This window comes from Nitrosococcus watsonii C-113, assembly GCF_000143085.1.
Lineage (GTDB): Bacteria > Pseudomonadota > Gammaproteobacteria > Nitrosococcales > Nitrosococcaceae > Nitrosococcus > Nitrosococcus watsonii.
Map to the genome: position 1 here is coordinate 442,058 of NC_014315.1, position 13,191 is coordinate 455,248.

Below are 13,191 nucleotides of genomic sequence, written 5' to 3' on the forward strand. Positions count from 1 at the left end.
GAGATGGCATTGAATCACCGGCTATCAGTCATCATAAAAGGGCAGGGTTATGCGTCCAGGAAACGCCTGCTTCATTACCAAGGAATTTCCTTGCCATCATAGGCGTAAAATCCTCCACTTTGCTGGGAAGTAAGTTGCTCAATAACTCGGCGCATGCCTGCCACACTTTGCTGCGTAGTGATCAGCGCATTAGGTCCCCCCATATCGGTCTGTACCCAGCCTGGATGCAACGCTGCGGCAAGGATACCTCGTGGCGCCAAATCAATGGAAAGACTTTTTACCACCATATTCAGGGCCGCTTTACTTGAGCGGTAAAGATAACAGCCACCGCTGGTATTATCAGCGATACTACCCATTTTACTACTGATGCAAATAATTTTTTTTTGCTGGCTTTGGGCAATTTGACTGGCGAATGTTTCTGCCATTTTCAGCGGTGCTGTCGTGTTCACGCAAAAGGCGCGCGACCATGCCTGGTAATCGGTAGCGCCGAAACCGCCTCTGAAAGTATCAGCATAGATGCCTGCATTGTTGACCAGCAAATCGATTTCTTCTCCGGCGAGTTCCGCGGCTAGTCCCTCGATTTGATCAAAGTCAGCCACATCCAAGGCATGCAAACTGAGCGAACCGGGATGCTGCGCCGCGAGCTGCTTGAGTGCATCGGCCTTGCCAGGGTGGCGGCAGCAAGCAAATACTCGCCAGCCTGCTTCGGCATATTGCTTGCTAAATTCCAATCCAATACCCCGATTAGTGCCGGTAATCAGTAGATTTGGCATGTCATAGCCCTCCTAGAGATATTTAAGGATAAAATTATTTTATAGTATTTTCTATTTAGGCGGATACCGTGGTGAGGGTATTTGAAAGACCAAGTTGGCGGACGTTCCCTGTCTCGCGGATCACGAAGGCTACGAGGCAATGTCCTGTATAGGGTTTGCGACTGCTCAGGCTGTTACGAAAAGCTCGTATGCTGAGTGAGCATTTTTAGGATGACCAGCGCAAAGTCCCGGCTCTTGGTTTTGTTGTCCAGCACTTCCAGGGACAGCTTTTCGTGGTCGGTCATGGCGTCCAGTACGGTATCCAGCACCCGCTTGGGAAACAGACCGTGCATGACCTGGTCCACTGAATGGCTATTAACCTGGGCCATCACATCCTCTTGGCGGCTGATACGCTGGGCGATACCGGTGAGAAATTGCAATTGGTCCTCATCACTGACCTCGGCACCAAAAATCTCATTCAGCGCCTCGATGATTTCCGACAGGCGTTTCTTTTCCGGGTCGTGGGGCTGGCCGCTGCCGATATCGCTGCCGGGCTTGAGGGTGTATTCCGCGGCCTCCTCATTCAACCGCAACTGCTGTTCGGCTCGCTTGCTCAGGCGGTAGTGGGTCAGCTGCAGCTCACCGATATCTACCTCCTCCTGGAGGCGATCCACGCGCAGCAGCGGGTGCAGGTGCTTGGCGAACACACATAATTGTTCCAGCTCGCGGTCCTCATAGGGCACGATTTGCGAGAGGAACTCATAGAGGCGCACAAAGCTCTGCAGGTTCTTGCGGAACAGGTCCAGCCGGTCAATCTGCTCACCGGCTTCCTTGAGCGCGTGCTCGGCCTTCTTTAGGCCGGTATTATCACCATTGACCTCGGCGGTGCGTTTGAACCCCAGCGCCTGCTGGCGGGAGTCCAGGCTGAAGGCATAGCGCCTGGCGAAGCGCTCGCGGGCCGGTTGGCAGTGATAGCTGAGTTTGCTGGCCACCGCCTTGGGATCGAAGAAGGCCAGCGCAAAGGCTTCAACCTCGTTCCAGTAATAAATGCCTTCCTCATCCAGCGTTCTCTGCAAGTCGTAGATGACCTGTGGATGGGTGACATCGGTCAGCTCGGCCCGGGTATAATAGGGCAAAAAAGCATCGAGAATATCCTGTGGCTCGTTGAAGAAGTCAAGGATAAAGGTCTGCTTGCCCTCGCCGAACTTCCTGTTCAAGCGCGACAAGGTCTGCACGCAGTCCACCCCTTGCAGCTTCTTGTCCACGTACATGGCGCACAGTTTTGGCTGGTCGAAGCCGGTCTGGTACTTGTTGGCGGCGATGAGTACGTTGAAATCGTGAGTGTCGAAAGCCTCGGCCAGGTCGCGGCCATGGAGGTCCGGGTTGAGCAGGCCGCTGGTTTCGGTGACTTCTTCCGGGATCACCTCATCAGGCAACACGCTGCCGGAAAACGCCACCAGCGGATGCACATCCCTGTAGCCCATCCGCCTGACATAGCTCTTTACCGCCAACTGGTAGCGCACCGCCTCCTGGCGGCCACTGGTCACCACCATAGCCTTGGCTTGGCCGTTCAATAGATGGCGGATGTTGGCGCGGAAGTGTTCGACGATGACCTCGACCTTCTGGCTAATATTGTACGGATGCAGCCGCACCCAGCGCGCCAGCTTGATGCGCGCTTTCTTTGAGTCAACCTCCTCATCCTCGCCTTCCGGGTGGGCGATCTTCCATGCGGTACTGTAGCTGAGGTAGTTCTGCAGCACATCAAGAATAAAACCCTCCTCGATGGCCTGGCGCATGGAATACAGATGAAAAGCCTCGGGCTTGTTGTCGGCGCTGGGCGGCACGCTCGGCTCCGGCGGGCGGCCAAACAGCTCCAGGGTCTTGGCCTTGGGCGTGGCGGTAAAAGCGTAGTAGCTGATGCGTTCATTGGGCTGGCGGGCCTGGACAGCGGCATCGAGCAGGTCTTCGGCGCTGATCTCTTTCGGCTCTTGATGATCAGCGTCCACTTGTTCGGAACTCAAAATAGCCTTGAGCTTGCTGGCCGAGGAGCCAGTTTGCGAAGAGTGGGCCTCGTCGGCGATGACCGCATAGCGGCCACTGGCCAGGCTGGGGTATTTATCCAGCGCCTCGAACAGGGCCGGAAAGGTCTGAATGGTGACGATGATGATGCGGGTCTGTTCAGTCAGGGCCTCGGCCAATTGCTGGGACTTGCTCTGGTTGCCGATATCCCGGGTGATGGGTCGCACTACGCCGTGGGCGTGCTCGAACTGGTAGATAGTATTCTGTAACTGGCGGTCCAGCACCGTGCGGTCGGTTACCACGATCACCGAGTTGAACAGCTTCTGCCCCGCGTCGTCATACAGCGCGGCCAGTTGGTGCGCCGTCCAGGCGATGGAGTTGGACTTGCCCGAGCCGGCGCTGTGCTGAATGAGGTAGCGCTTGCCTGGCCCTTCACTGCGGGTGGTTTCAATCAGCTGATTGACCACCTCCCACTGGTGATAGCGGGGGAAGATCATGGTCTCTTTGGTGCTGAGCTGGCCGTCAAAGCCCTCAACGGTTTTCTTCTCCAGGTGCAGGAAGCGCCCCAGCACCTTGAGCCAGGCAGCGGGCTGGAACAGCCGTTGCCATAGGTAACCGGTGGCGTACTGGCCGCCGTCCGCCGGCTGGGGATTACCGGCGCCGCCGTCTTCACTTCCAAGGTTGAAGGGCAGGAAGCAGGTGTCCTTGCCGGCCAGCCGGGTGGTCATGGCCACTTCGTCCTGGCTCACGGCAAAATGCACCAGTGCCCCGCGCTTGAAGGTGAGCAAGGGCTCGGGTTTGCGGCTCAGCGGGTCTTTGACCGGGCGGTCATGGCGGTACTGGCGCTTGGCGTTTTCCACCGACTGCTTGAACTGGCTTTTCAGTTCCAGGGTGGCGGTGGGCAGGCCGTTGACGAACAGCACCAGATCCAGCCGCGGATTGTAGCCGCCGCCCTGCCTCGTGGCATCGCGGGCATGGGGCGAGTAGGCCACCTCCGGCACCACCCGCAGACGGTTGCACTGGTAGCGCTTGAGCGTGTCCGGGTTCATGCTGTGGTCGGGCTTGAAGCTGCACAACTCCACTTTTACCGCCGGTAGCTTGAAACCATGGCGCAGCACCTCCAGGGTGCCGTGCTGCTCCAGCTCGCGCACCAGCTTCTGCACCAGCACGCTTGCCGGGTTATTGGGGTTGGCCTTGGCGAACTTGTCCCAGCGCTCCGGCCAGGCATCCTTGAAGTAGCCCAGGAAATCCTCGGTATACAGGGCGGCGCGGCGGTCATAGCCCCTGGCCGTGCCCACCCGCCAGCCCTGGGCGGCGAGGGCGTTGATGATGTCCTGCTGGAATTGGGCTTCCTTGCTATCCGCCATTACACGGTCTCGTTTTCCAATTCGGGAGATGGCACGCTGGCCGGTGGCTGCCAGCCCCGCACGTCAATTTTTCCGGTGACAGCAGCGGAGATTAGGGCGGAGCGGCGTTCTTGGAGCAATCTGATTCCAGAGCAAGCATCCAACATGAGGCAATCAAACTTATCTATTAGCGTTTCAATATACTCAAGAATCCTCCTTAACTCTTCAGCAGGAGGTATCGGAATACTTATTGACTCAATACCTTCGCTCGCGATATTTGGCTGATTTGTGATAGTTAAGTTATTCTTAAATTGGCTCAAAAACGATTCTGATTGCGATGAGACAAGCAAGTAGCGAGACAATGCTTCATCATTAATACTGATGAACCCAACTCGCTGATTGATCAGAGGCCGTAAGTCCTTTTCTAGTCTCGCTATCTTGATGCCTCCTGAAATTACAGGGCGAGTCATTGCGAAAATTAAAGACCCTTTTGGTGCGATAAACTCACTATGTCTTACCGTAAAGCTTTCGGGGAGGTAAGATGCATCATTCCACTCAAAACCAAGATGCCCTACATTTGATATTTTAATGACCAAATGCCCCTCATCACTGAAGTCGGTGCTTTTAAAAGCAAAGCCACCGATAACGCGGCCATAATGCTTAATTTTTTTTACCTCCCAATGCGCAGGGACTTCCCCCAACCACTCCACGCCGGAGTCTTTCATTGGCACGGTGGGGTCCAGGCCCTTGGTGACGGCGTGGGAGATGACGGCCTGACGCTTCTCCTTGAGCAGTTCAATCAGACGCTGCTGCTCTGCAATCAGCGCGTCGATGCGAGCGGTTTCGTGGTCGAGAAAGCGGGCGATTTGGGTTTGTTCGTTTCTATCGGGTATAGCCACAGTGAAGCCATCGATCACTTCGCCAGGAACCCGCTTGAGACCGCCTGCACCGATCATAGATGCGGTGCAAATGCTCATAAAAACGCCTTCTTGCAAGCGGTAATACAGGAAACCCACATCAATTTTAAATGGCCTAATCACATTGATTTCGCTTGACCCAAAGCCGACCCCGTTTGTCAGCCCATCAGCTATGGCGATGTTTCCATTCTCGAAGCACGGCGTCACCTTTGCTTGTAAAACATCTCCATCTTCAAAATAGGTGTATCCAGTAATCACATCAGCAATGGTTCGCACTTCATCCAGCTGAATTGCGCCAGTTTTCAACTTTTCCATCGGTATAAAGCTGCACAGCTGGCCTTGATCGCCACGATAGTCTGATTTTTTTGGATTCAGCTCAGCGAAATATTTTAGAGAGGTAGTGGTCCAATGCTCCGGCACCTCTCCCAGCCACTCCACACCCGAATCCTTGTACGCCGGATACCTCGGAAATTTACTCTGGCTACTCTTAGCCTCGCCCTGCCGGCCAACCGCTGCGTACGTCTCCAGATTTTCTCCCGACATATCCGTCATGCCGACAGTTCCTCAATCATCTGCTTGATGCGATCAGTGCAGGCTTTCAGGTCGCGGTCGATGGCTTCCAGTGGGCGTGGTGGCTGGAATACATAAAAGTGGCGGTTGAAGGGGATCTCGAAGCCGACGATGCCGACCTCGCCGTCCAGCGCATCACGCTTGCTCTCGTTGATCCAGGCGTCGGGCACGTGGGGGATGACTTCGCGCTGGAAGTAGTCGTACACGGATTCACCCAGGGGCACGTTCTCGTTGTCCCGCAGGCCGGTGTCCGGCTCGGGCTTGCCCTTGGTTGTGCAGATATCCGCCTCGGGGTCGCGCTCGCCGAGGCCGTTCAATAGGGCCTTTTGCTCCGGGGTGCTGAGGCTGACGCCGTGGGCGGTCAGGGTCTTTTTCAGGAGCTTGGCGAACTGCTCGCGGTTGCGATACAGCGGGCTTGGGTCCATGGCCCCCAGGGCGTCGGCGAGTTGCTGGCGGGCGGTGTCATCCAGCTTCTGGATGGCTTTTTCCCGCAGCACGTTGTCAATGCGCGCGGCGCTGGCCTGGAAGTTGAGCCGCAGGGGGCGCTCGACGGTGATGCGGCGGTAGCCGAAGGCGTTGATGGGGAAGATTTTGCTCTGGGGGGTTTCCTCGAAGGCGCCATAGAGGCGTACCAGCTCGTTGATCTGCTCGGCGGTGACGTACTGGCGCTTGCTGCCCAGGGATTTGCGCATCTTGGCAAAGTGCTGGCTGCCGTCGATGAGCTGCACCTTGCCCCTGCGCTCGGCGGGCTTGTGGTTGGACAGTAGCCACACATAGGTGGCGATGCCGGTGTTGTAGAACATGTCGGTGGGCAGGGCGATGATGGCCTCGACCAGATCGTGCTGCAGCAGGTAGCGGCGGATCTCGGATTCGCCGGAGCCAGCGCCGCCGGTGAACAGGGGCGAGCCGTTCAAGATAATACCGATGCGCGAACCGCCGTCGCGAGGGTCGCGCATTTTGCTGACCAGGTGCAGTAGGAACAGCAATGAGCCGTCGGGCACCCGTGGCAGGCCGGGGCCGAAGCGGCCGTTGAAGCCCTTGTGCTTGTGCTCGCCGCTGATCTGCTTCTGGACCTTTTTCCATTCCACGCCGAAGGGTGGATTGGAGAGCATGAAGTCGAAGCGGTGTTCCGGGCCGGTTAGCTGGTCGTTGGACAGGGTGTTGCCCAGCTTGATATTGGCCACATCCTGGCCCTTGATTAGCATGTCGGCCTTGCAGATGGCGTAGGACTCGGGGTTGAGTTCCTGGCCGTGGAGGGATACCGAGACCTTTTCGCTGATGGACTGGATATATTCATCACCTTCGGAGAGAAAGCCGCCCGTGCCTGCGGTGGGATCATAAATGGTGACGATGCGGTTGGGCGCCAGCTTGTCGTCCTGGCCGGTGATCACCAGCGAGGTGGTCAGGTGGACGATATCCCGCGGGGTGAAGTGCTCCCCGGCGGTTTCATTGGAGCTTTCAGCGAAGCGGCGTATCAACTCCTCGAAGATGATGCCCATGCCAAAATTGCTAATGCGCGCCGGGCTGAGATCGGTGGCGGCGAAGCGTTGCACCACCTGGTACAGCAGGTTGGCGCTGCTAAGCTGCTGGACGAAGTTCTCGAACTCGAAATGCTCAAAGATTTCGCAAGCGTCGGTGCTGAAAGACTGCGCGTAGCTCATCAGGTCGGCAGCGGTCTGGGTGTCGGACAGGGTGCCCAGGGTCAGCGGCGAAGCGTTGAAGAATTGCAGACCACTGGCGGCGCGCCGCAGCAGCATCTCACGCACATGGTCGGGCTTGTGCTGATGCACCGTCGCCTGCTGGACGACCTTGGCTTTGGTGGGTTCGAGCACGCACTCCATGCGCCGCAGCAGGGTGAACGGCAGGATGATGCGGCCATACTGGGACTGCTTGAAGTCACCGCGCAGCAGATCGGCTATGGACCATAGGAAAGCAGCCGTCTGGGAATGATTCTCGGTGTTCACCACATCTTTCAGCGCGGAAGCCCTACCGTTTAGGGAGGGGAGGAAACGCTGCCTCTTTGTGTTTTTAAATGTATTATCTTCGTGACATGATAGATCAATTGGTCAGGCTAGCCAGGTGAGGATGGACCGAAACCGCAGCGAGTCATGGCGAAACTCCAAATTATCCACGGTAGGCTAGATATGGACTTTGGATCAGGAAAGATAATTGACATCCTCCCCGCTTAAACCTAAAGGACGGGGCTTTACGCACTGTCCGGTAAGTCAATGTTTTCTTAGTAAAAAACATTGGTGGAGCCGAGGAGGATCGAACTCCCGACCTTCGCATTGCGAACGCGACGCTCTCCCAGCTGAGCTACGGCCCCAAAAGACACAGCATAAATTTTACCCTGAAAAGGCCAGGGTGTCATCCTGTGGGATAAAGAAGACGAGGAGCCGTAAGTACTCCATCCTGGCAGTTCACACTCGCCCAAGGAGTGAACGGGAGGTCGATGCCGGGGACAGCAGATCGCCTTCAGGGCCATAGGCGGCAGATTTAAGCTCCTGCCCATTTAGTATTGCCAGGGTCCGCAGAGTATGATGGCGGCTGCGATTCATTAAATTACCGTTGAATTGGTTTTGCTCACGGCATTGCCGTAGCCGTCCCTGCCATTGCTCCCAAAGCGTTGCAAGGGGGGAGTGCTTCTCAGCGGCGCAAGCTCTGATATGGGCTCTGATTTTTTCAGGAGCAGAAGGTAACCCCGATATTCTAAGCCGTTCCTCATGATCATGGAAAATAGCTTCTAGGCTCGTTATCGCTGCTTGCTTCTTTTCGGCCGCGCTCTCAATTGCTAGCGCCTGTTTTTGGCAGAGGGCAAGATATTCTTCTTGCAATGCTTGTCCGAGGCGTTCAAGGCCGTTTAGCTCCTCCTGCAGGAGCCCTCTCAGAACTTGCGTTGACATACAATTGCTATTTACTCAGATCTTTTTCCAGGGCAATTAGCTTATCGGCAATACGCTCGGAATTAATTTGATAGCTGCCTTCTAGAATTGATTGCTTGATTCGTTCAACTTTTTGATTATCCACGACGGAAATACCAGCTAGGGATGCCTCCGTTTCTCTAAGCTGAGCAGCGGTGTTGGTCAAGGTAACTGTTTCCACTGCGGGCTGCCCCGTATGAGAATCTCCTGCCGACTTAGGATAGGAAGAGGTTGGGTTGGTCGTTGTTGATTCTGGCGATTTTTGCACAGAGGCTTTACTATTATAGCCAGATAGCCCATTGATTTCTGAGGACATTTCGGCTTTCTCCTTAGATGGTTTACCCATAGTTATCGGTGTTTTAGCGTTTAACTTTAAGTTGACTGGCATCCTGCCTATTACATTTGCACCTGTACCAAACCGGCCGCGGTTACCGTTCCTTCGACAATACGTTGGGAGGATGTGTTCCTGACACGAATATGTTCCCCCGCACCAGCATCTTCAAGGGCCTGGCCTTTCATGTTGACTCGCAGCCCTGGTACTTTGGCCATTAAAATGACCTGTTGTCCCCGTCGGATAAGTTTGGGGGTTTCTAACATCCCAGGAGTAATAATGGCGCCTAATCCCACTGGCCGCTTAAGGCGTTTTCCTACTGCTTGTGCTGGCTCATTGAGATAACCTTGTCTTAGCTCGCTTAAATCCCGGCGCTCCAGACGCATGTCGGCTAGGTTCAAGGGAAAACCTGAGCTTATCGAATGCGTTGCAACTAGAACTTTACCATAGACAGCCATCTTGACGGACAGGTACACGGTCCAGGGTGTTTCTCCAGTACAGCGAACTCCCACGGTAGTATTGCCCCCAGGACGGCTGCCGCTGGGAAAAAAAGCCTTTAAAGGATGAGAGCATTTTGGAAGGCGTAAGCGCCTATCTAAAGAGCCTGGTGTCACTTCGATATTCCCTGGGAGGGAGCTGACCTGCTTAAGTACAAAATTGTGAGCTACTTCCTGGATCTCGGCTAAGGATTGGTTATCCTTAGTTAATCCTAATCCATAGCTAGGAAGTAGGGCTAACAAGAAAAACCAAAATAAATAATAGAAAAAATACATAAAAAGGCTACGCCTAGATTCTGACTTCAAGAGGGCAATTTTGCTGCTAAAATAGCATATGCCCTATTCTAGCAACCCCAAAAACACTTCAATAGCATATCGGCATTAATAAGGTATCTTTGAGTCATGCGCTCTAAACCCAGGCTTCTGAAGTGAATGTCCCGTGGCCCATCGGAGAAATAGTTCCCCGCTTCTTGTATTTGCTGATTCCAAAAATGCAGGATAGCCCCTGGCATAGGGAATGCTTGATACGGTATTGAGGTACGTACCGATGCCAGCAAAATCTTCTTGGAAGCGGTAAAAAATGTTTATTTTTATTCTTGGAATTTGGACTTAATGGGGGTTGTTCCATGGCTTCCCTATGAAATAGCTAGCGGTTTTTTCCCTTTGATGGTGAGGACTAGGGACTATCATGAGTTTTGTTCATATTTTTTTTCGGAGCCTCGCCTATTTTCAAAAGATAATGGGGGGGCAGAAGGTCCAAGAAGCTTTGTTCTTAGAGCATCAACGGGCGCGGATGACCCTGGAGTCAATTGGTGATGCGGTGATCACCGTTAATTGCAGGGGGCAAGTCGACTATCTCAATCCCTTAGCTGAAGAGTTAATTGACACTACCGCCAGTCAGGCGCGCGGTAAATCCTTGGAGGAGGTGGTGTGTCTTCTCAATGAGGAGAACTACTCTCATGTGATTGATGATATTGCTACTTGGTTAGCGAAAGATCCTGTTGAGGGCCGCTCCTGTACGGCTTTATTGCGGGACGCACAGAATAGGGAATTAATCGTGCAAATATCGATTGCTCCCCTGTGTAATATCCAGAATCGCATTTTCGGCGCCGTCTTGGTACTGCGGGATATTAGTCCTTTGCGGGCACTAGCAAGCCAGCTCAGTCATCAAGCAACTCATGATGCCTTGACTGGCCTCATTAACCGGCGTGAGTTTGAAGTTCGGTTGCGTAAGGCCTTGGATGATGTCCGCCAAAATGATACCTGCCATGTCTTGTGTTATTTGGATTTGGACCAATTTAAGGTCGTTAATGATACCTGTGGGCATTTAGCCGGCGATAAGCTGCTTCGTCAGCTTGCAGCCTTGTTGCAGGATAAAATTCGGGAGGCAGATTGCTTGGCTCGATTGGGAGGTGATGAGTTTGGCGTGCTTTTGCTAGGGTGCGATTTAGCTCATGCGCGAGAGGTTGCGGAAAGTTTGCGGATTCTGATTCGTAATTTTCGTTTTAATTGTAAAGGGAAAACTTTTCCATTGGGTGCCAGCATTGGTTTGGTTGCTATTACGCAAGGAAGTGGTGGGTTGGAAGAAGTGCTTAGCGCTGCGGATACTGCCTGCTATGTTGCTAAGGCCCAGGGGCGAGATCGTATTCATATCTACTGTTTAGATGACCATAACATTGAACGTCACTATGGTGAGATACAGTGGGTGACTCGCATCCAGCAAGCTTTTGAGAGGAGCAGGTTTATGCTTTATCATCAGCCTATCCAAGCATTAAATGGCGATGAGCATATTCGCCACTGTGAGCTATTGTTACGTATGAAAAGCGAGGACGAAAGCCTTATACCGCCTATGGCTTTTATCCCAGCCGCGGAACGGTATCGTTTAATGCCGGCCTTGGATCGTTGGGTTATAAATAACGCTTTCCTTTCCTTAGAGGAGTACTCAATAGAGCAAGGGCTGATAGGTATTAATCTTTCCGGGCAATCAATATCGGATGAATTATTTTTGAATTTTGTAGTGGAGCAATTGCATCAGACCTCGGTTAACCCCGAGGTAATCTGTTTTGAGATCACGGAAACAGCAGCGATTGCCAATTTTGATGGTGCTATTCGATTTATTAGGAAGCTTAAGGAGATGGGCTGCCGTTTTGCATTGGACGATTTTGGGAGCGGCTTATCATCATTTAATTACCTGAAAAATCTACCCGTTGATTATCTAAAAATTGATGGTGGTTTTGTTAAAGAAATGGTGAATGATCCGGTGGATCACGCCATGGTAGAGGCCATTCATAGGGTAGGTAAAGTGATGGGGTTGAAGACTATTGCTGAGTTTGTGGAAAATGAAGCCGTCTTTGAAAAACTCCGCGCCATTGGGGTTGATTATGCCCAAGGTTTTGCTATTGGCCGCCCTCAGCCATTTTCTAGAATATCCATGGCGGATAAGGAGCCGAAAGGGAAAACGATTACTTTCGTTCGATAAGTTCGATTTTATAACCGTCCGGATCTTCTACAAATGCAATGACGGTAGTCCCGTGTTTCATGGGGCCAGCTTCCCGCACCACTTTACCGCCACGCTTTTTGATTTCAGCGCAAGCCGCCGCCGCATCCGCCACCGCAATGGCAATATGGCCAAAGCCGTCGCCTAAGTCATAATGTTCCGTATCCCAATTATGGGTGAGTTCCAGGACAGTATGGGCGGTTTCATCGCCATAGCCAACAAAGGCGAGAGTAAATCTGCCTTCCGGATAATCTTTTTGCCGTAGTAACTGCATACCAAGCACGTCAGTGTAAAACTTGAGAGAGCGTTCCAGATTTCCGACCCGAAGCATGGTATGTAAAATCCGCATAAGGCACCTATATTTTGGTAACCGCCGATAAATTGGCAGGTTGGGTCTCCAACCCTAGGTTATCCCAAATAGCAAGGGTAGGGTCGGCTCGGTTTAAAGTATAGAAATGCAATCCTGGCGCGCCAGCTTCCAGCAGCCGGTAGCAAAGATCGCTGACCACATCAATGGCAAAGGCACTCATCGTTGCCGGATCGGGAAAGTCTTCCAACCGCTTGCGCAGCCAGCGTGGGATCTCTGCACCGCAGACATCGGAGAAGCGGGCTAATTGTACGTAATTGTTAATCGGCATGATTCCAGGGACGATAGGGAGATCAATGCCTACGTTTTTACAACGTTCCATAAAGCGAAGATAAGCGTCTACATTATAGAAATACTGGGTGATTGCACCGTCTGCGCCTGCTTCTACCTTACGCTTGAAATTGATGAGATCCGCTTGCGCCGAGTGTGCTTGGGGATGCACCTCTGGGTATGCGGCTACTTCAATGTGGAAATGATCCCCTGTTTCGGCGCGAATGAATTCAATTAATTGGCTTGCGTAATGGAAATCTCCGGGATCAACCATGCCCGACGGCAGATCGCCGCGGAGAGTAACTAGGCGCTTAACGCCTTGGTGCTGATATGCTTGCAATACTTCCCGGATGCTTGTTCGGCTGGAACCCACGCAAGAAAGATGAGGGGCCGCTTCAATACCGGTCTCTTTGGCGTCTGCCTGGATGTCTGAAATGGTCTCAAAGGTTCGGTCGCGGGTAGAACCCCCTGCGCCAAAAGTTACCGAATAGTAATGCGGATGGATACGTGCAAGTTTTTGACGGACCCGGCGCAATTTAGAAGCGCTTTCTTTATCCTTTGGAGGAAAGAACTCGCAGCTAAAAATTAAAGGGCTGTTCTGTTGATGTTGCATGATAGCATAGCAAAGTTATGGGCAAATAACTGCCGGCGGCATTGTTCCTTTAGCCGGTTACCGAACCCGCCTGAAGATCGTTCCCAGTAGG

General features: G+C 53.1%; 10 protein-coding genes and 1 tRNA gene. 1 reads left to right on the forward strand and 10 read right to left on the reverse strand.

The window, feature by feature from the left end:
- Positions 1 to 74 precede the first annotated feature (74 nt).
- The 8 genes from NWAT_RS02095 to flgA all read right to left on the reverse strand — a co-directional run bounded on the left by NWAT_RS02095 (position 75) and on the right by flgA (position 9,629).
- Positions 75 to 773, reverse strand: a complete 699-nt coding sequence (locus NWAT_RS02095; protein ID WP_013219502.1) for an SDR family oxidoreductase — start codon at positions 771 to 773, stop codon at positions 75 to 77.
- 173 nt (positions 774 to 946) lie between these two features.
- Positions 947 to 4,138, reverse strand: coding sequence for a type I restriction endonuclease subunit R (locus NWAT_RS02100; RefSeq protein ID WP_013219503.1), 3,192 nt, complete (start codon positions 4,136 to 4,138; stop codon positions 947 to 949).
- Positions 4,138 to 5,586, reverse strand: a complete 1,449-nt coding sequence (locus NWAT_RS02105; RefSeq protein ID WP_013219504.1) for a restriction endonuclease subunit S — start codon at positions 5,584 to 5,586, stop codon at positions 4,138 to 4,140. Before NWAT_RS02105 ends, NWAT_RS02100 begins: the two co-directional genes overlap by 1 nt.
- On the reverse strand, positions 5,583 to 7,568 hold the full coding sequence (locus tag NWAT_RS02110; RefSeq protein WP_041350400.1) for a type I restriction-modification system subunit M: 1,986 nt from the start codon (positions 7,566 to 7,568) through the stop codon (positions 5,583 to 5,585). The genes NWAT_RS02105 and NWAT_RS02110 overlap by 4 nt, the downstream gene beginning before the upstream one ends.
- A 286-nt stretch (positions 7,569 to 7,854) precedes the next feature.
- Positions 7,855 to 7,930, reverse strand: a tRNA-Ala gene (locus tag NWAT_RS02115).
- Positions 7,931 to 8,024: 94 nt separating this feature from the next.
- Positions 8,025 to 8,507 (reverse strand): flagellar protein FlgN, encoded by a 483-nt coding sequence (locus NWAT_RS02120; RefSeq protein ID WP_013219506.1) that lies wholly within the window; start codon positions 8,505 to 8,507, stop codon positions 8,025 to 8,027.
- A 7-nt stretch (positions 8,508 to 8,514) separates the two neighbouring features.
- The gene (gene flgM, locus NWAT_RS02125) at positions 8,515 to 8,841 is read right to left on the reverse strand and encodes a flagellar biosynthesis anti-sigma factor FlgM (RefSeq protein ID WP_013219507.1); all 327 of its coding nucleotides are present in this window, start codon (positions 8,839 to 8,841) and stop codon (positions 8,515 to 8,517) included.
- A gap of 80 nt (positions 8,842 to 8,921) precedes the next feature.
- Positions 8,922 to 9,629: a flagellar basal body P-ring formation chaperone FlgA gene (gene flgA / locus NWAT_RS02130; RefSeq protein WP_013219508.1), complete on the reverse strand. Its 708-nt coding sequence runs from the start codon at positions 9,627 to 9,629 to the stop codon at positions 8,922 to 8,924.
- A 412-nt stretch (positions 9,630 to 10,041) separates the two neighbouring features.
- Here flgA and NWAT_RS02135 point away from each other — a divergent pair, with 412 nt between their 5' ends.
- Positions 10,042 to 11,832 (forward strand): EAL domain-containing protein, encoded by a 1,791-nt coding sequence (locus tag NWAT_RS02135; protein ID WP_013219509.1) that lies wholly within the window; start codon positions 10,042 to 10,044, stop codon positions 11,830 to 11,832.
- Here the strand turns inward: NWAT_RS02135 and gloA are convergent.
- Complete coding sequence (gene gloA, locus NWAT_RS02140; RefSeq protein ID WP_013219510.1) at positions 11,816 to 12,199, reverse strand: lactoylglutathione lyase; 384 nt, start codon at positions 12,197 to 12,199, stop codon at positions 11,816 to 11,818. The genes NWAT_RS02135 and gloA overlap by 17 nt on opposite strands.
- A 7-nt stretch (positions 12,200 to 12,206) precedes the next feature.
- Positions 12,207 to 13,100, reverse strand: a complete 894-nt coding sequence (metF, locus tag NWAT_RS02145; RefSeq protein ID WP_013219511.1) for a methylenetetrahydrofolate reductase [NAD(P)H] — start codon at positions 13,098 to 13,100, stop codon at positions 12,207 to 12,209.
- Between the last annotated feature and the right edge of the window lie 91 nt (positions 13,101 to 13,191).